The organism is Candidatus Zixiibacteriota bacterium (assembly GCA_029860345.1).
Lineage (GTDB): Bacteria > Zixibacteria > MSB-5A5 > GN15 > FEB-12 > JAJRTA01.
This window is the reverse complement of sequence record JAOUBJ010000014.1, coordinates 124,414-150,755: the sequence shown is the minus strand read 5'-3', so window position 1 is coordinate 150,755 and position 26,342 is coordinate 124,414. Positions and strand designations below refer to the sequence as shown.

Sequence of the window (26,342 nt, the reverse complement as noted above, 5' to 3'; positions counted from 1 at the left end):
CAGCCCGCGGTATGAAGTCTGGATATTTCACACCGTTCTTCAAGATTGAGTTGATTGTATTTTTTTCCCATAACAACACCTTATACAGATGTTGCACTTCGTTTGTGAAATCAGGGAATCCATCTTCTCTACTTTGTAGCACAACCCACCTCACCCAGAGCTCCCCGTCCTCACCCTGAGCGGAGTCGAAGGGTGAATGACACAGCTTGGCTGTGTCGCTTTCGGTGTCGGCTGGGAAACCGCTTTGACGGCGAACTTGACAATGGACTATTCAGGTCCCTATATTCGAGAAACTTCTTTATTCGGAGGTGAAGGATGAATCTTACTCGCAGGGTATCCAGCATAGCGTATGCAGTAGCAGCAGTTTTGGTGACAGTGGGAATTGTACTTGCCTCAGCGCAACCGTGCAGTGCCTTTGATAGAGAGCGTAACGGTTTCGTCCTCGGATTCGGAGCTGGGCCAGGTTTTGCGAAGGCCGACTATGAGGACCTTGACGATTTAGATGAGTTCGGGCTGCAAACGAACCTCGTCATCGGTCATGGGTTCTCCGAGAAATACATGGTCTACTATACGGGCCTTCAGTTCTGGGGGCCGATATTCTTTGGTCGTCGTGATGGGCTACTCCAGCGAGGCGATATCCAGCTTGTTCTAATCCCTTCGGCTGGGATTCGTTACTATCTGTCGCAGAATTCAAAATCACTGTTTTTGGGTGGCGGCGTTGGTATGTCAATCATGCGGAATTCAAACATGGGCACCTTTGGTCTCTCCGGCGGCGCAGCGTTTCATGGAGTAGCAGGTTACGAGTTTACCCAATATGTTAACGTTGAGTGCATAGGCCTATACTCTCGCGCCTCTCTCCTGGGCTCGGGGGAAAAAGAGAGCTTTTGGAATCTGTCATTGATGCTGAGCTTTCTCGCCTACTAAAGGCTAGCGGCGTTCAGTCATCAGTTGGACGACAGCTTTGAGCTTGTTGATGAATCCCTGAAGCCGCCAGGTGACGTGCGTCGCGGTGTCGGTGCTATCAGGCTACTCGCCTGACAGAGATTGGATTGGACTACAGGTGTCGGGCGAGGTCGCCCAACACCACGCGCGAAGCAGACCTTTGTCAACAATCCCAGTGTTGTGGGATCACTTGTCCAAACCACTGCGGTTTCGATCTACGAAAGCGGCAGCTCATGCACCCTACCGTTCCAGCCCGCATCGGTTCGTTCCGCGACGACCAGGTACTCACCCGACTCAGGAGCCGCCACTACTAAGTGTCCGGTTTCATCCCATAATGCGCTCTTGCCCGCCGACGATAAGCCGCCCGTCGGACCGGCGAAGTTGGACAGTATGACAGCCATCTGATGCTGCGCTGCATATTGTCGCAACAGGGCGGCATCGGCTGGGTAGCCTTCCGGCGTGACAAAAACCGAGGCGGCATAGATTGAAGCACCAAGGGCGGCGGCTTCATCGGCATGGGCCGGGTTTGCGATGTCGGCACAAATAGCCAGTCCGGCAAACTCACCGTTTAGGTCAACGACGCCGGCGCAGTCTCCCGCCGAGAAAAACTCATCCTCACTATGGTGAAGGTGCTGCTTGGTGTACACGAATGACCTGTCCGAATAGAACACAATCGCCCCAACGTATGGCTTGCCGTCGGCATGTGCAATGGGAGCGCCGGCCACTATCGTGATTGCCGACCGTTGGGCCTGCTCTCTGAGAGGGGATAGGCGGACGTCGTCTGGAGTCATAGCCAGCTCACCCGCCAGTTCCTTCTCGTATCCGGTCAGCGACAGTTCGGGGAAGAGTATCAGGTCACAATCAAATTCGATTGCGGCTTGCACGAATTTTGTGTGGGTCCGAACATTGGAGTCGATCCCCCCGGCCAGCGAATTCGACTGCGCTGCGGCTAAAACGATTTTTCGTGGACGCGACTTCATCTGGTCTGAAGAAACAGTGTTCCGTCTGCCGCGTCCAGTACAATAAGTCGGTTCCTGTTGCAAAAAAGGACTGTTTTAGTATATTTGAACGTACAGGTACCGGCCTCTTACAATTTATGTATATGAGAAGAACTTCTGTAACCGTCTTAATATTTCTGTTGCTGTCCATGGCCCAGGTTGTGGTGGCTTCCGCCGCCGCATCGGAGCTAATACCCCGCAACGCGGTCTGGAGTTACTATGTCGGCAGCGCGTATCCGCCAGGCGATTGGTACCAACCGTCGTATGATGACACCGCCTGGCCTGCCGGTCCGGGTGTACTTGGCTATGGTGAGGGATACATCACAACTGTTCTTCCCTATGGGTCCGACCCGTCAGACAAGCACGTCACCAGTTGTTTCCGTCACACGTTTGAGCTCACGGTGGACCCGTCGACAGTCTCCGGTCTGCTGCTCGGCGCCAATTATGATGACGGCTTTGCTATCTACTTAAATGGTCAGGAAGTTGCTCGGCGTTCTCTACCGTCAGGCACCTTGACCCACTCCACTCTTGCCTCGTCGCACGAGGGTGGTATCTACGAATCAATCGACATCTCCGCCTATGTCGGCCTCTTGGTTGCAGGTCCAAACACTGTTGCGGTCGAACTGCACCAGCGTAACGGCTCTTCCAGCGATCTGGTGTGGGATGCTGAGTTGTCGGTGGTTAGCCCCGGCGTTATCTTCATGTGGTCGGGGGCTGTCACCTCGCAATCGGCGCTGGTCAAAGCCAGGCTGACAACGTCGGGCGCTGTCGCTCGGTTGGTGGCCGGTACCAATCCTAACCTGTCGGCGCCGCTGTACTCGCAACCCGATACTGCCGAGCACAGCGAAAACAACAACGTGGTTTCTCTCTCGGTCGATGGTCTCACCGCCGACCGGCAATATTACTATGCTATTGAGATCAACGGTTCGATCATGTCTGACTCCATTGGCAGATTAAGGACCCTACCTGAGAATATAACTTCGTATAGTATTGCGCTGGGCTCTTGTGCCTGGACCGGTAGCAGTCACACCGTTTTTGAGACGATCCGATCTCTCGATCCGCTATTTTTCTTGCACATGGGTGACATGCACTATGAAAACATCGCTGTGAACAATCGCGATGTCTTCCGGCAGACCTACGACGAAGTGCTGGCCTCGTTGACGCAATCGGCCCTTTACCGCCAGGTGCCCATTGTCTACGTGTGGGATGATCACGATTATGGTCCGAACAATTCCGATTCGACCGCACCCGGACGTTGGGCCTCGCGGATGACCTATCAGGAGTACGTACCGCATTACCCGCTGGTCGAAGGAAACGGTGACGTGGCTATCTACCACGCATTCAGTGTGGGACGGGTGCGGTTCATCGTTTGCGACTCCCGTTCGGCCCGAAGCCCCTGGCGGTCCTTTGACGACAGCGAAAAAACGATGTTGGGTGTTTCGCAGAAGGCATGGTTCAAACAGGAACTGCTGAACGCAAAAGCAGATCATGCTCTGATCGTGTGGGTCAATACGCTACCCTGGATAGGGCTTACCGGCGATGACGGCTGGTATGTTTACACGCACGAACGAACGGAGTTGGCGAATTTCATCAAGGAAAACGCCATCACCAACCTATGCATGGTCTCAGGTGACGCTCACATGCTGGCTATCGACGACGGCAGTAACTCAGACTACGCTACCGGTGGGGGGGCGGCCTTTCCGGTGTTTCACGCCGCTTCGCTGCATCGCACGCCGGGCGTCAAGGGAGGGCCATACAGCCACGGTGCGTATCCGGGGATAGGCCAGTTTGGCCTGATGACAGTTCTCGATCAGGGTGACACCATCAGGGTAGAGTGGAGCGGACGCAACTATCTAAACCAGGAAATCGTCGGCTACCGGTTTGCCTATCCGGTCGATCTGGCCAAGGCTGAGATCACGCCCGATCCAATGTACGCCTTTTGGCAGACGGCGCTCGATCCCGAAAGGGCACAGATTACCATTGGAAACTTCGGCAGTGATTACACGGCTGAGCAGATCGATCCGAGTTCGCTGATTATCAACGATTCATTCGCTCCGTCGGATTGGTCGATCATGCCATCGCATCCGGCCTTCGATGGCGCCGTTATGGAGCTGTCGTTCCGGGCGCCGATCCTGCTGCAATATTATGCACCAATCTATGATACTGTCTCCCACGATTACTCTGTATCCGGACAGTTTGTGGATGGCGCGGAGTTTTCGATCAAGGGAAAGGTCACGTTGATCGGTCATGTTAGGGGTGATCTCAACCAGGACGGGCAGGTCGACATCAGTGATCTGATCTTGATGATTTCGTTCATGTTCCAGTCTGGTCCGCCTCCGTCGAACATGCATCTGGCTGACCTTGACGACAGCACAGTAGTAGCCATCGAAGACCTGGTGGCCCTGATCGAGTTGATCTTCAAATAGGGGAGAGGGTAGTGGGCAACTTCTCCAGCGCCAACCGGTCGCTTTGATCGCGACTGGCGTCGGTCTATGCTTTCCCGCCGAACGTCTTTTGGTATAGCGCTATGGCGTCGTTGATACAATTGATCGCATCGATGCGGCCGCGCAAGTTATCGATGATAACTTCCTTCTCCTCGAGAATCTTGTAATCCTGAAAGAACCGTTTCAACTCCTCGGCGACGTGCGCAGGCAGGGCAGAGATGTCGTTGTATTCGTTGTAGGCGGGGTCGTAGGCGTGCACAGCGATAATCTTGTCATCGCCCCCTTTTTCGTCGCTCATCGTAATCATCCCGATAGGTTTGCAGGCGACAATACAAAGCGGCGTGATCGGTTCCTGACAGAGCACCAGAACATCCAGCGGGTCGCCGTCATCGCAATAGGTCCGGGGGATAAAGCCGTAGTTGGCCGGATAATGTACCGAACTGTACAACACGCGATCAGCTATCAGCAGGCCGGTCTCTTTGTCCAGCTCGTACTTGTTCTTGCATCCTTTGGGGATTTCGATAATACTCTTGAAGAGTTCTCCGACTTTATCACCGGGGTCCACATCGTGCCACGGGTTTGACATCTGGCCTCCTGTTAGACATTTCTCTGATAATAGACAAATCCCGATCGATGAGCAACCTGAATTATGGACTACCCCGGACCAAAATGGAACCCGGAAGCGTGGACTGGACGACGACCGTGCAGGCTCTTTCCAGGAGCCTTCGGCCAAGAATGTCCGGCGACCCCGAGGATGATTCGGGATCGCCGGAAGACATCAAGTTCCTTACTTTTTGGCAGTCAATTCGGCTTGCAGTTCTTTCACATCTTTCAGACTGTAAAGACTGCGCAACCCGGGTCTTCGGTGATCCAGGTGCGTCTTCAGCCACCTTGCCGCCAGACTCTTCTTACTTTGCAAGTAGTAGCAATCGGCAATCCTGTACCGACAGTCGTTCAGCAACGACTCGGCCCAGCGTGCCCCCTCGCCACACTCGCCGAACGCTATGTTCTGAGTACCTCTTCGCAAGAGACCTTGGTAAACATCAATGGCCTCTTGCTCACGCTCGATCATACTCAGTGTCCCCGCATAGCTCCAAAGCACATAAGGGCATCGAGGATCGAGCTTCCGCGCTCTTTCCACGATTCTTAGAGCCATCTTGTACTTGCGGGCCTCATAGTAGGCAGTGCTGAGGCGAGCCAGATTCCAATGGCTATCGCCGGCTGCTGTCTTCAGCTTCTTGCCGAGAACCTCGGCTCGCTTGGCATCACCGCTAACAAGATACCGCTCCAATTTCTCACATGCTGCTTCTGTAAAGTTCATGGTTATCCGTTGCGCACCGATCTACAGCCGCCCTTGCTTCACGTAAATCTTTAGCACCTGAAGTGCCGCGACCACAACTACGCACGAACCAGCAACTGTGATCCCATTACATTGAAAGACTGTCGAACAAATGGCGAAGATCGCCACCATTCCCAGCACCTGTAAGCCGGTGAGCAGCGCACCTAATGCCCTGCGCTTTTTGACTGCTTCGGTGGGCAAGTCGATGCCGTCAGGCTGAGACTTGGCCGGACTCTGGCCCGTCAGACCCAACCGGCGCATTATCCAATGGACACCCGGCAGCATGGCGGCCGGAAAGAGCAACTGCAAAGCCACCGGCCAGTTCAGGAAGTGGCTGAGCAGTGTCAGAAGGATACCGACCGCACCGACGGCACAGATGACAACTATCTCTCTTTTAGTAAGTGGATTCGGCATCTAATCACTTCCATGAGCTCGTATTATTATCCTCATCTATACCGATCCGGCGGTATCGGTCCAATAAAGTCCTCAGGGTACTCGATGCTCCTTTGCCAGCAATCCCAGGCTTGGTATCCCTCGAAGAGTCCCAACAAGGTCAAGGGAATCCCGACACCCAAACCTACCACGGGACCGATTCCAGTGTGGGTTGTGCCTAATCCAGCGGTAATCAAGGTGATTCCCCTGGAGGTAAGGAATATCGCGTCCGTTGCGTGACCAACTGCCGCGATTCTCATAAGCCACTTATACTCAGGCGAACGTTGATCCAATCCCCCGGCGATAAGTTCAGCGGCTAGCCCGACGAGATTGCCAATGATTCCTCCCGTCATCAATTTCCCTGCCTTTTCAACCTTTGCCAGGTCGCCCATGGCCTGATAGGCAGGGAAAGGATCCGCGCTGGCCAGCATCCTGGAAACTGACGGAGTGTAAGAGGTAACCGTGTAGTTGACCGACGAGAGAGTATACTGCCCAACTTGGAGCGTTGTCCTGGTGTATCCCCCGCGCAGACCTCCAATCTGCCAGCGGCCGGTCCTTGTCTGCACGTGGTCGCTATACCACTCCGTGTTAATAGCTGGCAAACCTCTCATTAGGCGTCTCTGATCTTGTAGCCACTTTGTCCCTCTGATGGCTTCCGACTGACTGGTGCCAGCAACCAAAAAGCCGATCTCCTGGGGACCTGGAGGAGCAATAATGCCAGTTAGTTGGTGCGTATTTGGGTGGTAATAGCCGGCCCATTCCCCTTTGACGCTTGACTCGGCAGCAAAATTGGCATAGGCCTGGGCGTCGGCCCTGTCGTTCGCAACACAGGCATCTATCGCGGCTCGAATCTGTTCCGGCGTCATGTGGTTTACAGTTATCAACCCGGATGGATCGGACCCCATTACTGGATTACCATCGGCATAACTATATGGTGACGGGCCGGCCAGAGCTGGGTCAGGCGCCATGAATCGTCCGACCGCACGATTGTAGTACCTCGGTCCAAAGTCAAGCTCCTCAGTCTTGTCTTTCTCTTTGCCGATGAACCAGTGCGGTGTATGACCCAAACCACCCTGTGAGTATAACTCGCCGTAGGGATAGTAGTCGATCATTCTGTCGCCCGGGATACCTCGGGAGTCGACAAAAGAACGCACCGAGCCCTGATAGTCATTGATGTAGTGGCAGGTACTGTCGGCGCTGACATCGTTGAGGTCCTTTCGCTGCAGACGTTGACCCAAACCATACACGTTGATGTTGGCCAGACTGTCGGTGTTGTCATACTCCAGGATGACATTATCGCCGACCCAGACATAGTATCGGTCCGATTCAATCCGTACCCACGAACCTCGAGGACCGACTTCTGAGTCAAAGTATCTGTATATATGGGTCTGTTTGACCTTCTGACTGGCGGCGTTGTACTGATTGAGAACAGTGTCCGGTTTGTCACCGAATTGCATGACACGGGGCTCGAATTCTACTGATGTCACCAGACCGCGATGATCATAAGCATAATTGACTCGGTCATCCCAGAGGGGGCCGGCTGAGGTCTTCTCGATTCTGGTCAACAGCCCTCGGTCATTTCGGGTGAAGTCCCAGGTTGAATCGGCGGAAAAGTCAATGACACTGTCGCAATTGCTGCCGTTGAAACGAGTGTACATCAGTGAATCGTCATCGGAAGTCCATCGAGTGTTTAGATTACCATTGAGGTCGTAATCATAGGCCATGGTGATCGTGTCGGCCGACTCGTTGGGGTCTTCCATGAACGCCGAGACAAGTCGACTGAGAGAGTCATAGCCGTAAGTCCTGATTTCACCCAGCGCCGTTCTGGTTCCGGACGAATCCAGGTCGTACTCTTTGTCTATGAAGTGATTGTCATAACCATATTCGCGACAAAACAGCTTCATATAGGCAGAACGGTTGATGGTCTTTATCAGGCGACTGAGGCTGTCATACGAATTCGTGGTTACCACGCTGTTTACAAACTTGGCCTCTCGAACGGCGCCCCAAGCCTCGTACTCGACCGAGTCCTCACCAATGATACCTGTGATGCCGCTCAGTCGACCAGTCTGGAAGTATTCATACTCGTTGGTGGAGTTATCGGGATAAGTGATCTTCTTGAGACCGTCGTTGGCAAAGTACTCAAACTTGAGCTTTTGACGATCGGGAAGCCCGGTGATCCAGGTGGTCTGCTGACCGATGCGCCCTCTGGCGTCATAGTAGAAGAAGGTGGAGTCGACTGCACTTCCGCCCTGAAATGATATCTGTTCGGTCAGTTGGCCCAAACAATTGCCGAGTCCGCCGGCCGTATCTGTGGCTATTGAGGCTGTAGAATATGAGTCGTAGCGATTCATTACGGCCACGGTAGTACCGGATGAAGGGTAGGTGCGGTTGACGAGTGAATCGGTGCTCGGGCTTGAAACGGTGCCTGACTCCAATAATCTGTGTGAGATAGTGTCGTAGATGAAATAAGTGTAGTCGGTCTCGGTGTTGTGTCGGACCAATCGCAGATCACTCCACTCATCGTACCAGCACTCAATCGTACCGATATCGGCATCCGTCACTTTCTTGATTCGACCCCAGTCATCGTATTCCCATTGGCGGGTTATACCTTCAAGGTCAGTGACTGCAATCACATTGCCCAGCTTGTCATAGGAATAGGTAATAACGCCCATGAGACTGGTTGTGTCGCCGACTTCAAAAATGGAATCACATAGTTTGTTGCCGGCTAAGTCGATAACGCTAATCGACCGCTGGCCACGACGACTGTCATACAAAGTCGTGAATTCATCAACATACCTGACCGAATCTTTCGAGCCGTCGGCCAGGACCGTCTTGACCTTTCGCGTACTCTGGTCGTAATAGTACTCGGTCCAATAAGTGCTGCCGGAATCTGCATACTTGGCCCGACTTTGTTTTGCGATCAATCCGGCTTCATTCATGACGATAGAATCCACGATTGTCGCGGTCGCATCTACTTCCAGAATCGTCTTGACCTTTCTGAAGTGGGTATCGTGTACCGATTTGGTAACGATGCGAGTGCTGTCATCTATTTTTGCCGAATTACCTGATACGTTCCCGGAAGCGTAGATGTTGATGATCGTGGTGTCGTCGGCATCTTCCAGAGGCATTTTGATACCCAGGTCACGCCCCAGGCTGTCGTAATAGTATTCCGTTACCGCACCATTCAGCCCGGTTTCCGTTTTCATCTGACCGTTGGGATAGTAGTCGTAAGTGACAAGATCTCCCAGGGCCGAGTCCGTTTCCTTCCAGGTAAAGGCATTGTAAAGGGTGTCATACTCCCACCAGGTCTTGTCTCCTCGATAGTCTGTCTCACACTTCACCATGCCGTTACTAGAGTAGTATTCGTAGGTGGTCTTTCGACGGGAGAGGGTGTCATCGGAGTAATCGGGATCAAGGGTGGCCACCACCGAGTCAACTACATAGTTATTGCTGGAATTATAATAGTAGGCGGTGTACGTGGCGTAAACCAGAGAGTCGTTTTGGAACAGACTCCAAACTGTATCGGCTAAAGTGAGGTTCCTCGATGGCACATATGTGTAGGCAGTAACACTGTCCATCGTAAACCACAAGGTATCGCTGGGGTAGGGTGATGGAATCCAACCGGTAGCATCATACAGGCCGTTCTTGTTCGTATATGAAGTATCAGTAGCTACCCACTGGGAAAGCCTTTCACTTTCGATCTTCCGAGTCACAATCCCGGCGGCATCCATATCCTTTTCCAGAATAGTCGAACGCCACTCTTTGGACGAGGTCGCCGTGAACGATAAGGAGTCGAAGTGCAGGTCCGGATGATAATAAGCTACGCCCACGTGAATCAGGAAGGTAGCCGGGGCCTTATAATACCCAGTGGCTCCAGTTGAGTCAATCACGTCTCCGATCGTGACGATACCGCTGCCGAGCGAATTGCCATAACTATAACCGGTACACACGGTATCCCCATCAAAGATGGAATGCTTCTGATACAGCATGCCGGGATAGTAGCCGGCAGAGAAGACCCACGGCATTAAGTTCTCATTGAGCACATATCCGCACTCCTTGTCCAGGAAGTACCAAAACTCCTGCTCTCCACCGGATGGGTGCAAGACAGTCGTCACCCGGCTGACCATCCCTGCGAACTCCATCTCGGGCTCAATGACTTCCAATCCGGGATAGCTTAATTCGTATTTGATCAGCAGCGTGTCGCCATCGGCAATCCTTCGATTGACACCGATATAGTTCTTGAATTCATCGACAGGGTCATCGAATGTGTTATGATCACATCCGCTATAGGTCGGGATCATAAACGCCCTATACCGGTATTCGGCCTGAGCGCCGCCAGGATCGGTGATCTTTCCCATGTAATGGAGTTGGTTGGAGTGATAGTGCAGGGTGTCATCGTAACTGAGGGTATCAGCCCAGGTGGCTGCCGTGTCCCAATAGTCGGCCACGTCGTTATAGAAGACGTCGGTAGTGTAGTCATACATGGTGCTATCACCATTGGCATGTATGACTTTATGCAGCAGCCCAGCCTTACTCCAGTTATACTCATAGCTCACCCTAAGCGTGTCTCCCTCGTGATTCAACCAAAGCAGGCTGCTGAGACGAACATCGTCCGTAGGCGATGAAGTGAGAGAATAGACCGAATCCTCATCGCAATACTGAAAATGTACTTTGAGGCCGATCGGACTTGTGACATATTTGATGTACTCATTGGTCCAATAGGTCACTTCTATATAGTCACCATAGCGATTGTACATCTTGGTCATGAGTTTCCTGTGGCCCAGTTTCTTTCCAAACTCCAGCTTGGTACCATCGGGGCACAGCATCACCTCGGTCGTCGCACTGGGGTATGTATAATTGGTGAGGATCGACAGATCGCGAGTCTTCCGCGGATAGGTCATGTTGGTCAACGTATCCAGATTCACCAGTAATGCCTCAGAACTTCCATTCTGATTTGTTAAGGTGGTCGCGCTGTCATTGTATGTCAGATAAGGGAACTCGATATGCCAACCGAGCCCCATGTATTTGTTTGACGAAGAGTCGAATGGTCGCTGATACACGCAGTGAGTATCAGGGTTGTCGATAATATCAACGTCCGGCAAATAGTTCGCAGTTGTGTAAGAGCGGACGATATTTACGTCCAAGCCACGCCTACCGGGAATCGTGACGTCGGTTTCGCTTAATGTTAACGCGCCGGAAGAATAATCGATGCGGTCCCCGATAGGACCTATGAATCCTTCGGCAATGACACTGCCGTGGACCGCGAGAATCGCGACAATGATCAGTAGGCCTGTGATAATGTGTTTCACTCTCATGTTGTCCTCCACAGATGTTTGACATTACTAATACCGGAGCGTCGATGAACCGGTATGGTCCTTCCATAGAAACGCTGTCGTGGTTCTTTACCTCCTTGGCAAAGATCGTCCACGCACTCCGGCAACACACGGACTGCGGCAAGCTAGGTTTTGGTAAGTATCAAGGTGGACCTCCTCCCGAGGGTATGTTTCGATCAACACGCGGTGTTTTATGAACGCGACGAGTGTTTGTCAATCACCATACGTCGCTAACTGGGCCGGGTTATCGGCGGTTACACAATACTGACTGGTGTCCAGTGTCCGCGGATGAGCCACGGACCCGAATCACCAGGTCCGTGGCTTTCTGTATGTTTCTCAAAGCGGTCGACATCGCATCAGATCGCAGGGCACCAGATGCTTAGTAGCATCTGGTGCTGAGACTTGTGCGAGGTCCTTCGTCATCGTAGTAGCCCTATGGCATCGACGATAGAGTAACCGTAGGATCGGCCCCCTCCCGGTGCGATCAAGCTGTGCAACCCATCGCCGGTACCGTAGTGTAGGTAGTAACTACTCCGCATCGATGTGTTGTATTGATTGAGGAACGACTCAGCCGCCAGTCCCGGTTGGCTGAGATCAGGATCGCCCAAGAGTGCTTCCGGGTTATTCAGTACTTCGTTTAGGACCCTATTGGTCAGCGCATCCCAAGTACTTGAAAGCCTGTACTTGCGTGGGACCGGCGGAATGTCAATCGGCGCGGTAAGCCCCCCGTTGAATCCATCGTACTCCGAAGGTGAACCGCCATCCACTACTCCGGTAGTCCATTCCGTGCTTAAATGTCGACAGTTCTTCCAGCCGCCATCGAAGATGTCCAACCAATCGAAATTGGGTTCGTACCATCCGAACAGCGATCTCGGCTTACTTGGCACCCTGATGCGGATACGCCCAGGGGGCGTGAAGAGAGTCATCCACAAGGGTGGCCCATCGATCGTGACCCATTTCGATTCCTCAAGCGATTCGAGAAGCCGCCTGCGAGGTTCACAGATATGGTCCATAATCCACTTGGCCCGCTCGTCAGTGTACATCTCGCAGCACTTGAATCGCTCCGAAGCTGCGAACTCCGCGCGTGCCGCCTCGGCTGCGCACTCCAGCGGAAAATCAGACGCATTCGGGTACCCCGCCTCGGGGGCCATCCCCGTTGGGTCGGACATCATGATCGGATTGCCCTCGGAGTAACTATATGGTGAGGGGCCTGCCATAATCGGATCAGGGGCCAGGAACCGCCCGACAGATCGATTGTAGTATCTCGGACCGAAGTCAAGCTCTAAAGTCTTGTCTTTCTCCTTGCCGATGAACCAATGCTTGGTATAGCCCAAGCCACCTTGTGAGTAGACCCCGCCGTAGGGATAGTATTCGATCATTCTATCGCCCGGCAGACCTCGGGAGTCGACATAGGATCGTACCGAGTTCTGAAAGTCATTGACGTAGTGGCAGGTGCTGTCGGCGCTGGCGTCGTCGAGGTCTTTGCGCAGCAGACGTTGACCCAGGCCATAGACGTTAATGTAACTAACACTGTCCGGGTTGTTAAGGCCCAGGGCGACCCGGCTGCCGGACCAAATGTAGTATTGGTCAGATGCTATTCGCACCCACGAACCTCGCGGACCGACTTCTGAATCAAAGTACCTGTATATATGGGTCTGCTTGACCTTTTGTCCGGCGCCGTTGTATAGGTTTTGGACACTATCAGGTTTGTCGCCGAATTGTTGGACACGAGGATAGAATTCGACCGAGGTCAACAGTCCGCGATGGTCATAAGCGTAATTGATCCTGTCATCCCAGAGGGGGCCGGCTGAGGTCTTCTCGATTCTGGTCAACTGCCCTTGGTCATTTCGGGTGAATTCCCAGGTTGAATCCGAGGAGAAACCAACCAAGCTGTCGCAATTGCGACCGTCGAAACGAGTATAGGTCAGTGTGTCGTCATCAGAGAAGTATCGAGTGTTGAGATTGTTGCTTATGTCGTAATCATAGGTAAGAGTACCGGTATCGGCGGATTCATTGGGGTCTTCCATGAAAACCGATACCAAGCGACCAAGAGTGTCGAAGGCGAACGCTCTGACCTCTCCCAGATTTGTGGTATCACCGTCACTGTCGAGATCGTATTCGCTTGTCAAGTATTGGTCGGTATACTGGTATTCTCTGCTGAACAGGTTCATGTACGAGGAATAATTGAGCGTCTTGGTTACTCGACTCAGGCTGTCATACTCATTCCTGATAGCCAGACCGTTCACGAAGTCGATGTTCTTGGCAATCCCCCAGGGTTCGTACTCCAATGAATCGATGCCGATCACGCCTGAAATTCCCTTGATACGACCGCTCTGGCTGAGGCTGTATTCGGTCTCGGTATTGTCGGGATAGGTCACTTTCTTCAGGGCGTTGTTGGCGTAATACTCATACTTGAGCTTCAGGGAGTCGGTCATACCGTGAATCCAGGTTGTCTTCAACCCGACCCGACCGCGAGCATCATAGTAGATAAAGTCAACCCCCACGGTGTCGCCACCCTGGAAACACCTTTGTTCGGTCAACCGGTCCTTGCTGCAACCAAGACCACCGGCTGTGTCGGAGGCGATGGCAGAGGAGGAATAGGAATCATATCGATTCGTCAGCGAAACCGTGTTCCCGGAACTGGGGTAGGTCTGAGTATCGATTTGTGTAGTGTCGGCGGATTGCACCGTCCCTTCTTCAATTACGCGCTTATCGCTGTCATACTTGAAGTAGGTGTAGGTTGCTTCACTGTTGTGCCGTAAGAGCCTGAGATTGCCCAAGCTGTCGCGCCACACTTCCGTGGACCCGACGTCCACCGAATCCAGTATCTTCTTCGGTCGACCCCAGTCGTCATACTCATAGTAGCGGGTATTGCCGCTTGGATTGGTAGTGGATATGATGTTGTTGTGTTTGTCATAATTGTAAGTCGTAACCAGCGTGTCAGAGGAATCGAGCGTGATAAGCGTGTCCACAAGTTTGTTACCGAGGATGTCCTTAACATTTATGGTCACGTTGCCTCTGAAGTCGGTGTACTTACTCGTGTACACGTCAATCACTTCGGAAGTGTCGGTGGTGCCGTCCACGGCCAGCGTCTTAACTCTCTGCAGGCTCTGGTCGTAGTAGTATTGCGTCCAGTAGGTAGTACCACTGTCGGCATACTTGGATCGGTGTGTTTTTTCCACCTGACCGGTTGCGTTATAAACTATGGAGTCAACTATGTCGGTACTGGCATCTACTTCCAGCGCCGTTTTGACTGTGCGATAGTATTTATCCTGGTAGATTCGGGTCATGGAGGTGAGTCCGGTGTCGATTTTCACCGCCATGGTAACCATGTTACTGTCGCTGTAGAAGGTCTTTATGGCCGATGTATCAGTTTCCAGGGGTAACCGACAGGCCACGACTCGGTCGACACTGTCGTAGTATATTTCGGTAGTGTCATTGTTGAGTCCTATGGAACGCTTCATCTGCCCATTGATGTAGTACTCATTTGTAACAAGCGTTCCGAGCGTAGAGTCGACTTTCTTCCACAAGAATGCGTTGTACGTTGGGTCCCACTGATAGCAGGTGGTGTCACCGCTGGGGTTTATCGTGCCGCTCAACATGAGAGAGCCGTTGTACAAGTACGAAGTAGTTCTCTTCAGAGAGTCGCTGTGGTAATCGTCGTCAAGCTTCGTGACAGCTTTCTCCAACACATACTTATTACTAGCGTCATACTCGTAGTTTACAAACTTGGCCTCCGGCATGGTGTCATTCTGCTGGAAATCCCATACTTCTTCGACGAGAGCAATATTATGAGCTGAAATGTAGCTGTAGTCGGTGGCGCTATCTACAGTGAAGGAAACGTCATCGGTGGGAAACGGCGATGGAATCCAACCAGAGCTCGCGTAGCCGCCTGCTCCATAAGTCGACAGCGAATCACTCTCTCTCTCGGCTTCTACGTTATAGAACGGCAAGCCTACCACGTCCAGGTCTAAGGCGCTATATGTCGACCACCAGTCCTTTGATGAGGTAGCCACGAAACAATTCGTGGAATCCGCCTCCCATCCATATTGGGGCCACCAGTAACGAACGCCGCGGTGTGTCCAGACCTCATCTACCGCCTTAATTGTCACTGTGTCCGAACCGGACTCGCTCACGAACTCGCCGATCGCACCTTGTCTGTAGCCGAAACCAGTGCAAACGGTATCGCCGTCATATATGGCGTGTTTCTGAAAAAGATTGCCCGGGTGGTAGCCCGCCCCGTAAGTGATGCCGAAAAACTCATCACTCCCGCCAGGCACATCTTCCTTATCCGAAAAATACCAGTACTCTTCTTTTCCGCCGCCGGGCAGGTCAACAGTTGTGACTCTGGTGATCGGCGTGGAATTATCATATTCGGTGTGAAGACCGGGGTAGCTCAGTTCATACCTGATGAACACCGTGTCGTTGTCGGCCATTCTTCTGGTGACACCGATGCGTCCCTGGTATGCACAACTGTCTAAGTCAGGGCTATCACCACTCTCTACGATTGGCACGGCAAAACATCGATAAGTGAAATTGACCTGGGCGCCGGCGGCATCAGTGATCTCATTCAGGAAGTATAGATCGTCGGCGGTGTATGTGTTGTCATTGTTGTAGTCAATAGTGTCCGCCCATGACCCGCTGGTATCCCAATAATCTGCCACATCCTGGTAGTATACGGTATCGGTGTATCCATACAATGTGGAATCGCCGTTGGGATGAATCACCTTGGTGAGAAGACCGTCCTGCTCACTCCAATCGTAATCATACTGGACTTCCACATAGTTGCTGTCATGATTCAGATATTTGAGGCGACACAAGCGGGCTGTGTCACCCGGCGGAACACCGGGATACAAGGAATCTTCGCAGCCGTACTGGAACAGTACCTCCAGGCCGATAGGACTCGTCACCTTTTCGATCCAGGTTCTGCCGGAAAAGTAGGAAACGTGGGTGGTGTCCCCGTACTTGTTGACAATGTTGGTCAAGAGCCTCTTGGAGTTGAGCCTCAGAGCGAAAACCCACTTTGTGCCATCGGTAAGTAGTATTTCATCATCATCGTACATGTCACGGAAGTTGTCTGTGGCCAAGGCTCCGGCCCGAGTTTTGAGGGGCCAATTGGTTTTGGTGACTGGGTCGGTGTTGACCAGTAGGACTTCTACCCGACCATCTTCGTATCTGAGTGCTTTTCTGTAGCCAAAGGCATCCATCTCCCACATATACGGATATTCGATGTGCCATCCCTGGCCCAAATAGTCGTGGGTAGAACCATATTCTTCATATCGAATAGCCGTACTGGCGCCGGCAACGATAGAGTCGGAATAGTTTTGGGAACTATAGTATCGAGTGATCTCGACCCCCAGCCCACGGCGCCCGGGTAGGGTGACGTCTGTCTCCATGAGGGTGAGTGCTCCTGAACGGTAGTTGACAAGGTCGCCAATTCTGCCCACATACTCTTCGGCAAAACCGACCCCCACGGCGATCAGGCCCACCACCACCAGAATCAAAATGTGTAATGCGCGCATGTTGTCCTCCACAGATGTTTGTCATTACTAAAGCCGGAGCGGCGATGAACCGGTATGGTCCTTCCATAGAAACGCTGCGGTGGTTCTTTGCTCTTCAGGCAAAGATTGTCCACCATCTCCGGCAACACACGGATAGCATCAAGCTAGGTTTTCGTAAGAATCAAATTGGACCTCCTCCCGAGGGCATATTTCGATCAGTACACAGATTGCATCAAGCTAAGTTTTGTTAAGGATCAGACTGGACCTCCTCCCGAGGGCATGTTTAGATCAGTACACAGATTGTATCAAGCTAAGTTTTGTAAAGAATCAGACTGGACCTCCTCCCGAGGGTATGTTCCAACCAACACGCAATAGCATACTAGGTCGAGAGGCCTTTGTCAAGCACTAAACATAGCTAACTGGGCCGAATTATCGTTTTTTACAGGATATTATCCCAAGTGCAGTGCCCGCGGAAAAGCCACGGACCCGAATTACCAGGTCCGTGGTCTATTAAACAGATATCAAAGCAGTCGACATCGCATCAGATTTCAGGGGGCACCAGAAGCGCAGTAGATTCTGACGCCGATACCTGTGCTAAACCTCACGTCATCGCATCAACCTAATAGCATTGACGATTGAGCGGCCGTAGGATAGGCCACCTCTCGGTACGATTAAGCTGTGCGACCCTCTTCGGGTACCGTACCAACGGCCTGCACGACCATACCTGCGTGATAGCCGCGGTATGCCTGATGAGCCGGCGCGTAACGACCGGAAAAACTCGTCTGAGATGGGCAAAGACCCCTGGTCCAAGCCTCCTATTATACCGTCTGTAACCGGCAAAGACCCCTGGTCGAATCCTATGTCGTCTCCAAAGGGATAAGACCCCTGGTCCATTCCTCCTATTATACCGTCTGAGACGGGCAAAGACCCCTGGTCCAAGCCTCCTATTATACCGTCTGTCACGGGCAAAGACCCCTGGTCCAAGCCTCCTATTATACCGTCAGAAACGGGCAAAGACCCCTGGTCCAAGCCTCCTATAATACCGTCTGTCACGGGCAAAGACCCCTGGTCCAAGCCTCCTATTATACCGTCTGTCACGGGCAATGACCCCTGGTCCAATCCTCCTATTATACCGTCTGTAACTGGCAATGACCCCTGGTCGAATCCTATGTCGTCTCCGAAAGGATAAGACCCCTGGTCCATTCCTATCTCGTCTCCAAACGGATAAGAACCCTGGTCTAATCCTATATCGTCTCCGAAGGGATAAGACCCCTGGTCCATTCCTATCTCGTCTCCAAACGGATAAGACCCCTGGTCTAATCCCATGTCGTCGTCTCCAAAGGGATAAGACCCCTGGTCGAATCCTATATCGTCTGAAACGGGCAGAGACCCTCCGTCGAACCCGATACGTCTGTGTACATAGATTGCTGCCTGTCGTCGACGCTCAAACGAGGAGAACTCCGCCTGAGCCGCCGCTACCGCGACCTTCAGCAAGAATGGGGACGTATTCATGTTCCCCCAAGTAGGGGCCAACCCTGATGGATCGGACATCATGACCGGATTACCTTCGGCATAACTGTATGGCGAAGGGCCGGCCAGAATAGGATCAGGCGCCAGGAATCGTCCGATATTGCGACCATAGTATCTCGGTCCAAAGTCAAGTTCCTCGGTTTGGTCTTTCTCCTTGCCGATGAACCAATTCGTAGTATGACCTAATCCACCTTGTGAGTATAGCTCGCCGTATGGATAGTACTCAATCATTCTATCACCCGGCATACCTCGGGAGTCGACAAATGAACGTATTGATCCGTGATAGTCAGCAACATAGTGGTTCGTGCTGTCGGCGCTGGCATCGTCAAGGTTCTTTTGCATCAGACGTTGACCCAGCCCATATACGTTGACATAAGTGACACTGTCGGAATTCTCAAGCTCCAGAACAACCCGGCTGCCGGACCAGATGTAGTAATGGTCCGAGGCCACTCGTACCCACCCACCTCTGGGTTCGACTTCTACATCAAACCACCTGTATATGTGAGTCTGTTTGACTTTCTGACCGGCGCCGTTGTACAGATTGACGACACTATCGGGAGCGTCGCCGAATTGCAGGATACGGGGCTCGTACTCGAACGATGTCACCAGCCCGCGATGGTCATAAGCATAATTGATTCTCTCATCCCACAGGGGACCGCTTGAGGTCTTCTCGATGGTAGTCAACTGCCCCAGGTCGTTTCGGCTAAAGTCCCAGGTAGAATCGGACGAGAATTCGATTAGGCTGTCGCAATTGCGTCCGTCAAATCGAGTGTACGTCAGAGTATCGTCATCGGAGAAGTACCGTGTGTTGAGATTGTTGCTAATGTCGTAATCGTAGGTAATTGTGCCGGTATCAGCCGACTCGTTGGGGTCCTCCATGAAAGCCGACACCAGTCGTCCGAGAGTATCGTAGGCGAACGCTCTGACCTCTCCCAGATTGGTGGTATCACCGTCACTGTCGAGGTCGTATTCGCTGGTCAAGTATTGGTCGGTATACTGGTATTCTCTGCTGAACAGGTTCATGTACGTGGAATAATTGAGTGTCTTGGTAATTCGACTCAGGCTGTCAAACTCATTCCTGGTGGTCAGGCTGTTGACGAAATCGGCTTTCTTAACCGGCCCCCACGGTTCGTACTCGATTGAATCGATGCCGATCACACCTGAAATCCCTTTGATACGACCGCTCTGGCTGAGGCTGTATTCGGTCTCAGTAGTGTCAGGATAGATCACTTTCTTCAGGGCGTTGTTGGCGTAATACTCATACCTTAGCTTCAGTGGGTCGGTCATGCCGGTAACCCATGTTGTCTTCAGCCCGATCCGACCACGAGCATCGTAGTAAAGGTAGTCATATCCTACCATGACCCCATACTGGTAGCACCTCTGTTCGGTCAATCGCCCTAATCTACACCCAAGACCACCGGCAGTGTCGGCGAAGATGTCACCGTCTGAATACGTATCATAGCGATTCGACAGTGAAATCGTGTTCCCGGAACTGGGGTAGGTCTGGGTATCGATCTGCGAAGTATCGGCGTTGTACACCGTACCCTCTTCGAGCAGCCGTTTATCGCTGTCATACTTGAAGTAATTGTAAAGTGTATCAGTATTGTGGCGAGCGAGCCTGAGATTGCCCAGACTGTCACGCCAGGTCTCAAAGGTACCGACGTCGGTGGAGTCCAGAATCTTCCTCACACGACCCCAGTCGTCGCGGATGAGGTAGCGAGTCATGCCGTTTCGACCGGTGTTGGCTATGATCTTGTTGTGTTTATCATAACCGTAAGTCGTAACCAGCGTGTCGGAGGAATCGAGTGTGATAAGCGTGTCGATAAGCGTGAGACCGAGAATGTCCTTCACACGTATAGTTACGTTCCCCCTGAAGTCGGTGTACTTGCCGGTGTAGACATCGATCACCTCGGAAGTGTCGGAGGTACCGTCCACAGCCAGCGTCTTGACCTTCTGTAAACTCTGGTCGTAGTAGTATTGCGTCCAGTAGAAAGTACCGCTATCGGCGTACCTGGGTCGGTGTGTCTTTTCGATCAGACCGAGATCGTTATAAACTATAGAGTCAATGATGTCGGTGCTGTCATTCACTTCCAAGGCAGTCATGATCGGACGATAGTAGTTGTCCTGGTAGACTCGGGTCATGGAAGTAAGCCCGGAGTCGATTTTTACCGCCAGGGTTACTTTGTTACTGTCGCTGTCGAATGTCTTTATGGCCGAGGTATCAGTCTCCAGGGGTAAGCGACAGCCCACGGCTCGATCAATACTGTCGTAGTATATCTCGGTGGTGTCACTATTGAGTCCTATGGAGCGCTTCATCAGGCCATTGATGTAGTATTCATTTGTCACCAGCGTTCCAAGGCTGGAATCGACTCGTTTCCACAAGAATGCATAGTATGTCGGGTCCCACTCATAGTATGTGGTGTCACCGTAGGGGGTGATCGTACCGCCCAACATGAGAGAATCATCGTACAGGAATTCGGTGGTTCTATTTACAAGAGTGTCGGTCGAGTAGTCGGGGTCAAGCGTGGTGACAGCTTTCTCCATCACATAACTATTGGCGGAGTCATAGGTGTAGTTGTTTGTGGTGGCGAAGGGCATGGTGTCGTTCTGCTGGAAATCCCACACTTCATCGATAACGGCGATGTTGAGCGATGGAATGTAGCGATAGCTGGTGACACTGTCTACCCTGAAGGAAACGTCATCGGTGGGAAACGGCGACGGAATCCAGTCCGAACTCGCGTAGTCGCCGGCACCGAGGACGGACACCGTATCAGTCTCTCTTTCGCCTGCAACGCTATAGTACAGTAAGCCTGCTGCTTTCCAGTCTAAGGCGCTATATGTCGACCACCAGTCCTTTGATGAGGTTTTCTGGAAACAATTGGTGGAATCCCCATCCCATCCATATTGGGGCCACCAATAATCGACGCCACGGTGTGCCCAAACCTCATCTACCGCCATTACCTTCGCGGTATCCTCTCCCAGCTTGCTCACGATCTCGCCGATCTCCTCTTGCGCATAGCCGTAACCCGTGCAAGTGGTATCGCCGTCATATATAGCATGTCTTTGGAACAAGGCGCCAGGATGGTAGCCGGCTTCATACATCGGACCGAAAACGGCGTCCACGCCACCCGGATCATCTTCCTTCTCCGAAAAATACCAGTACTCTTCTTTTCCGCCGCCCGGCAGATCGACAGTCGTGACCCTTGTGACAGGCGTCGAATTGCCATCTTCGGTGTGAAGGCCTGGGTAGCTCATCTCATACCTGATGAACACCGTGTCGTTATCGGCTATCCTCCTGTTGACACCGATGCGCCCCTGATATCCACATGAGTCCACGTATGCTGTATCACCGCTGTTTATTATCGGCACGGTAAAACACCGGTAAGTGTATTGGACTGTGGCGCCGGCCGCATCATCGATCTGCTTCAGGAAGTACAGGTCGTCGGCGCTGTAGCTATTGTCGTTATCGTAGTCAATGGTATCCGCCCACGCCCCGCTGGTGTCCCAATAATCGGCAACATCCTGGTACTTTACTGAGTGGCTGTATCCATACACTGTGGTGTCGCCGTTGGGATGAACCACTTTTGTGAGAAGACCACCCTGTTCGCTCCAATCGTAATCATATTTGACTTCCACATAATTACTGTCGTGGTTCAGGTATTTGAGACGACACAGGCGAACCGTGTCAGCCGGCGGAGCACCAACATACAAAGTGTCCTCGGCACCGTATTGAAAGAGTACTTCCAGCCCGATGGGACTTGTCACTTTTTCAATCCAATCCGTACCGCTAAAGTACGAAACGTGGGTGGTGTCCCCAAACCTGTTAACAATGTTGGTCAAGAGTCTCCGGTCGTCGACTCTCAGAGCGAAAACCCATTTTGTGCCGTCGGTCAGCAGTAATTCATCATTATTGACCGTGTCAGGGAAGTTGTCGGTGGCCAAGGCTCCCGCCCGAGTTCTGAGCGGCCAATTCGTATCGGTGAGCGTGTCGGTGTTGACCAACAGGATTTCAGTGGAACCGTCCCGGTATCTGATTGCTTTGGTGTAGCCCAAAGTATCGTTTTCCCACAGGCACGGATACTCAATGTGCCATCCCTGGCCCAGATAATCGTGGTATGTACCGTATTCTTCATATCGAACAGCGGTACCGGCCCCGGCAACGATAGAGTCGGAATAGTTTTGGGAGTTGTAGTGTCGGGTGATTTCAACTCCCAATCCACGGCGTCCGGGAAGAGTGACGTCTGTTTCCGTGAGAATGAGAGCTCCTGTGCGGTAGCTGACTACGTCGCCGATTCTGCCCACATATTCTTCAGCAAAGCCAGCCCCCACTGCGATCAAGCCCACCACCACCAGAATTACAATGTGTAATGCGCGCATGTTGTCCTCCACATGTGTTTGTCATTACTGATGCCGGAGTGTCGATGAACCGGTATGGTCCTTCCATAGAAACGCCGTCGTGGTTCTTTACGATTTAGGCAAAGAGTGTCCACCATCTCCGGCAACATACAGATTGCATCAAGCTAGGTCTTGGTAAGAATCAAATTGGACCTCCTCCCGGGGAGTTTATTTTGATAAGCACACAATAGCATACGATCCCGTTGAGAGTCTGTCAAGCACTAAACGTCGTCAAATGGGCCATTTTACCCGCATTCTCCGCTTTTCTGTCGCTCACCGCCATCCTCTGGCAGTGACGATGTTGTCAACTGTTTTTTGCTGGATTGTTCTCTAAAGCGTGTGGCCGGTGTCTTTGATGCATCCATGTATCATGCGATAGCTGTACCCTTCGTCACAGACCTCACCTAAGAATTCGGGTAAGAACTCGGGCTGAGACGGTCGCCCCGCCGTTAAGACATTAGTCGGATAATACACGCTAAGGCCAAAGAGGGGAGAGGCAGAGGCCGCAGCCTTGAAACATCACCGCCCTCAGCCGGGGCTACGGACACGAGAGTAGCGGCACAACTCTGTATCCTACATACCACAGACCCTTTGACCTACTGGCCAAAGGGTTGGAATCTCAGAATAAGCGGAGAGGCAGGGATTCGAACCCTGGATAGGGGTTACCTATACACACTTTCCAGGCGTGCGCCTTCGACCACTCGGCCACCTCTCCGGTGCAGACTCAGACCCCACCGAATTGCTCGGTCAGATCAGCGCCCAATTTACACCAATTCCGGTAAAAGACAAGGTTAATATGACGGCACGCTATTCCGGCCGTAAAACGCTACGGAGTCAACTTCAGTTGATGAAATCTGGTAAAGAAAGTCCGGACGGTCAATTCGACTGCCATGATCGATGTAATAGTCGTCGCGGCCAGCAGCATGTAAGCAACGATCACCTGGAGCAACACTGCCTCCACCGGATCGGCGCCGGCCAGTATCATCCCGGTCATGGCTCCGGGCAGAGCTACAATCCCGACCGTCTTGAGGAAGTTCAGGATTGCCACCATTCCGGTGCGGGCGGCATCCCGCTGGTACTTATGGGATGCTTCACGCCAACGTCGACCCAGCGCCAGGGCCGTTTCCACCGCTAATCTGTTGGACCTCATGTCCGAGGCCAGCCGGTCCATAGTCAGTGCGGAGGCGTTCATAGAATTACCTATAATCATCCCCGACAGCGGGATTACATAACGCGCCTCCAGCCTGATTATATCGAATATCAACATTGTCGCCAAGGTGATTACGGAACCGGAAAGAATTGAGACCAGATTAATTGCAAATGCACCTTTCACCCCCTGTACCCGACCAGCCGCGGCGTGCGCGCCGATCACGGTCATGACCAAAAGAGCGAGCGACATCAGCCACACGGATTCCATGCCGAATATAAACTTGATTGCATAGCCGACCGCGACCAATTGCACGAAGGCACGTAGCGACCCCCAAACCATATCTTTCAATACCGGGAGTTTCCAGTAGCGACCCACGGCGATGGCTATGAGCACCATGATCACCGCCAGGCCGACTTCTTTGGGTCCGGTTACCATCAGGCAAATTCTCCGTTCACATATCGTCGGCCCGCCTCGGTCTGCGGGTTGCTGATCAAATCGCCGGCCGGACCATGTTCCACCAGGCGTCCCTCGGTCATCAGGAGCGCCTGGCCGCCCAGACGCATTACCTGTTGGGGGGAGTGGCTGACCATGATGACGGTGATCCCATGCTCGGATACGAGGTGGCTGATTAGTCTCTCAATCGCCTCCGTGTTGGCCGGGTCCAGAGCCGAGGTCGGTTCGTCAAGCAGTGCAACCTTGGGTTCGGTCGCCAGCAATCGAGCCAGCGCAACCCGCTGCTGCTCACCCAGAGAGAGATTGTCGACAGGGGCGTCAATCAGATCATGCCGCAAACGCACCCGGTCGGCGCACAGCTTGACCTGTTCCGGGCTCATTTGCTCGTCGGCAAACCGAATGCTATCCCCAACCGTGCCCGCAAAAAGATGAGGTGTTTGAAACAAGAAACCGATCTGTCGGCGCAACGTCCAGGGTTCCCACTCGTGGATATTGCGTCCCTCAAAAACCACACTGCCGCCGCTGGCTTCGTCCAGACGATTCAGCAATCTTAAGAGCGATGTCTTACCCGATCCGGATGGACCGATTATCGAGTAGAGTCTTCCGGCCTCGAACGCGAACGACACATCTTCCACCACCCGCCACTTGCCACGAGCATCAGCCACTTCGCGCGAGAGGTGCTTGGTTCTCAGGATTGGGGGAGAGGTATCCAGGACTTCACTCCTCAGATTTCTCGCCGAAGTAAAGATACCTGCTCAACAGGTTGACAAAGCCGGACCAGCCGACGCCGTTGTGCCGTGAACGTATGCGTTCAATGGCACCCATCTTGCTGTCGATTTCGTCGCAATAGTAAACGATGAACGCCTCCGGTACCATCGGCTGCACCGGTGTGTCGAACTCCCCCTGGTGCGAGAGCAGAATGTGTCGCACTTTTGTGAGCAGTTGGTCGGGGAATCCTTCAATGCGTTTGGCCCGTTCGCATAGCCATTGATCCATCAAAACGATATGCCCGATCAGTCGGCCGTCATCGGTGTAGTCGATCATTGTGCCGGTGGCGTAGCTTGCCATCTTGCCGGCATCATGGAAAAGCCCACCGAACAGCAGGAGGTCCTTGTCAAGAAAGCCATAGTGCGATCCCAACTCCATCGCCATCTGAGCAACATTGGCCGAATGTTCACTCAAGCCACCAATGAAAGCATGGTGCCATAGTTTCCCGGCGGGGGATGTCATAAAACTCTCAAGGAACTTCTCGTCATGAAGAAACGAGTCGGCCAGTGCTTTGAGATAGCTGTTTTCGATGCGTTCGGCCAACGACAGAATGCGGGCGCGACGTTCTTCCAACGGCTTCGATGAATGAGGCAGGATGGTCTCCAATTGAAACTCACCATCTTTGGCCAGGCGTATTCGCGACAATACGAGCTGCTTCTTGTCCCGGTACTCGCCGACAACCCCTTTTGCTTTTATCACCATCCCTGCTTCGAGTTCGATCAGACAAAACTGATCCGGGTCCCAGCAAACGGCATTGACACGTCCTGAATGGTCGCCCAATTCCAACGACACGAAGTCGCCCCGGACAGACTCCCGCACCGCTTTCTTGCGGACGGCAAAGAACCCTGTCACCGTGTCGTTGACGGCCATCTCTGTAATCGGTTTGCTGCTCACAATCTCAATAAACAGTATCCCTCCAACGAGTCCAAACGATTCTTATTTGTACTCACAGGAAAAGCCGCCGGGCTCGACGGGCCAGAATCTGAAGTCGGCCCGGCCGCCACAATAGGAATTCAAACTTTGCCTTGAGTTGTATAACCGATATATTGGCTGGCCT

At 52.7% G+C, this 26,342-nt stretch carries 12 protein-coding genes and 1 tRNA gene; 2 read left to right on the top strand and 11 right to left on the bottom strand.

Going from position 1 to position 26,342, the window contains the following annotated elements; translation table 11 throughout:
* The first annotated feature begins 315 nt into the window (after window positions 1–315).
* A complete protein-coding gene (locus OEV49_14100; GenBank protein ID MDH3892206.1) occupies window positions 316–924 on the top strand; it encodes a hypothetical protein in 609 nt (202 codons plus the stop codon).
* A 233-nt stretch (window positions 925–1,157) separates the two neighbouring features.
* On the opposite strand, the gene OEV49_14095 is transcribed toward OEV49_14100, so the two are convergent.
* A complete protein-coding gene (locus tag OEV49_14095) occupies window positions 1,158–1,922 on the bottom strand; it encodes a carbon-nitrogen hydrolase family protein (protein ID MDH3892205.1) in 765 nt (254 codons plus the stop codon).
* Window positions 1,923–2,044: 122 nt separating this feature from the next.
* Between OEV49_14095 and OEV49_14090 the strand changes: the two genes are divergently transcribed.
* Window positions 2,045–4,366 carry an alkaline phosphatase D family protein gene (locus OEV49_14090; protein ID MDH3892204.1) on the top strand — a complete coding sequence of 774 codons (2,322 nt, stop codon included), beginning with the start codon at window positions 2,045–2,047 and terminating at the stop codon, window positions 4,364–4,366.
* A 64-nt stretch (window positions 4,367–4,430) separates the two neighbouring features.
* Here the strand turns inward: OEV49_14090 and OEV49_14085 are convergent, their stop codons facing one another.
* The 10 genes from OEV49_14085 to OEV49_14040 form a co-directional block, all read right to left on the bottom strand.
* Window positions 4,431–4,970: an inorganic diphosphatase gene (locus OEV49_14085; protein ID MDH3892203.1), complete on the bottom strand. Its 540-nt coding sequence runs from the start codon at window positions 4,968–4,970 to the stop codon at window positions 4,431–4,433.
* Window positions 4,971–5,171: 201 nt separating this feature from the next.
* Complete coding sequence (locus OEV49_14080; protein MDH3892202.1) at window positions 5,172–5,705, bottom strand: tetratricopeptide repeat protein; 534 nt, start codon at window positions 5,703–5,705, stop codon at window positions 5,172–5,174.
* 21 nt (window positions 5,706–5,726) lie between these two features.
* Window positions 5,727–6,137 carry a hypothetical protein gene (locus OEV49_14075; protein MDH3892201.1) on the bottom strand — a complete coding sequence of 137 codons (411 nt, stop codon included), beginning with the start codon at window positions 6,135–6,137 and terminating at the stop codon, window positions 5,727–5,729.
* A gap of 32 nt (window positions 6,138–6,169) precedes the next feature.
* Window positions 6,170–11,470, bottom strand: coding sequence for an RHS repeat-associated core domain-containing protein (locus tag OEV49_14070; GenBank protein ID MDH3892200.1), 5,301 nt, complete (start codon window positions 11,468–11,470; stop codon window positions 6,170–6,172).
* A gap of 437 nt (window positions 11,471–11,907) precedes the next feature.
* Window positions 11,908–17,010 carry a DUF6531 domain-containing protein gene (locus OEV49_14065; GenBank protein MDH3892199.1) on the bottom strand — a complete coding sequence of 1,701 codons (5,103 nt, stop codon included), beginning with the start codon at window positions 17,008–17,010 and terminating at the stop codon, window positions 11,908–11,910.
* 585 nt (window positions 17,011–17,595) lie between these two features.
* Complete coding sequence (locus tag OEV49_14060) at window positions 17,596–22,896, bottom strand: RHS repeat-associated core domain-containing protein (protein MDH3892198.1); 5,301 nt, start codon at window positions 22,894–22,896, stop codon at window positions 17,596–17,598.
* Window positions 22,897–23,543: 647 nt separating this feature from the next.
* Window positions 23,544–23,629, bottom strand: a tRNA-Ser gene (locus OEV49_14055).
* 111 nt (window positions 23,630–23,740) lie between these two features.
* Window positions 23,741–24,499 carry an iron export ABC transporter permease subunit FetB gene (fetB, locus tag OEV49_14050; GenBank protein ID MDH3892197.1) on the bottom strand — a complete coding sequence of 253 codons (759 nt, stop codon included), beginning with the start codon at window positions 24,497–24,499 and terminating at the stop codon, window positions 23,741–23,743.
* Window positions 24,499–25,143 carry an ATP-binding cassette domain-containing protein gene (locus OEV49_14045; GenBank protein ID MDH3892196.1) on the bottom strand — a complete coding sequence of 215 codons (645 nt, stop codon included), beginning with the start codon at window positions 25,141–25,143 and terminating at the stop codon, window positions 24,499–24,501. Before OEV49_14045 ends, fetB begins: the two co-directional genes overlap by 1 nt.
* Before the next feature lie 91 nt (window positions 25,144–25,234).
* The gene (locus tag OEV49_14040) at window positions 25,235–26,179 is read right to left on the bottom strand and encodes an HD domain-containing protein (GenBank protein MDH3892195.1); all 945 of its coding nucleotides are present in this window, start codon (window positions 26,177–26,179) and stop codon (window positions 25,235–25,237) included.
* Window positions 26,180–26,342 lie beyond the last annotated feature (163 nt).

Bases quoted from the DNA above. Each gene is read 5' to 3' on its own strand.
- OEV49_14100 (MDH3892206.1), top strand. From the start codon at position 316: ATGAATCTTACTCGCAGGGTATCCAGCATAGCGTATGCAGTAGCAGCA.
- OEV49_14095 (MDH3892205.1), bottom strand. From the start codon at position 1,922: ATGAAGTCGCGTCCACGAAAAATCGTTTTAGCCGCAGCGCAGTCGAAT.
- OEV49_14090 (MDH3892204.1), top strand. From the start codon at position 2,045: ATGAGAAGAACTTCTGTAACCGTCTTAATATTTCTGTTGCTGTCCATG.
- OEV49_14085 (MDH3892203.1), bottom strand. From the start codon at position 4,970: ATGTCAAACCCGTGGCACGATGTGGACCCCGGTGATAAAGTCGGAGAA.
- OEV49_14080 (MDH3892202.1), bottom strand. From the start codon at position 5,705: ATGAACTTTACAGAAGCAGCATGTGAGAAATTGGAGCGGTATCTTGTT.
- OEV49_14075 (MDH3892201.1), bottom strand. From the start codon at position 6,137: ATGCCGAATCCACTTACTAAAAGAGAGATAGTTGTCATCTGTGCCGTC.
- OEV49_14070 (MDH3892200.1), bottom strand. From the start codon at position 11,470: ATGAGAGTGAAACACATTATCACAGGCCTACTGATCATTGTCGCGATT.
- OEV49_14065 (MDH3892199.1), bottom strand. From the start codon at position 17,010: ATGCGCGCATTACACATTTTGATTCTGGTGGTGGTGGGCCTGATCGCC.
- OEV49_14060 (MDH3892198.1), bottom strand. From the start codon at position 22,896: ATGCGCGCATTACACATTGTAATTCTGGTGGTGGTGGGCTTGATCGCA.
- fetB (MDH3892197.1), bottom strand. From the start codon at position 24,499: ATGGTAACCGGACCCAAAGAAGTCGGCCTGGCGGTGATCATGGTGCTC.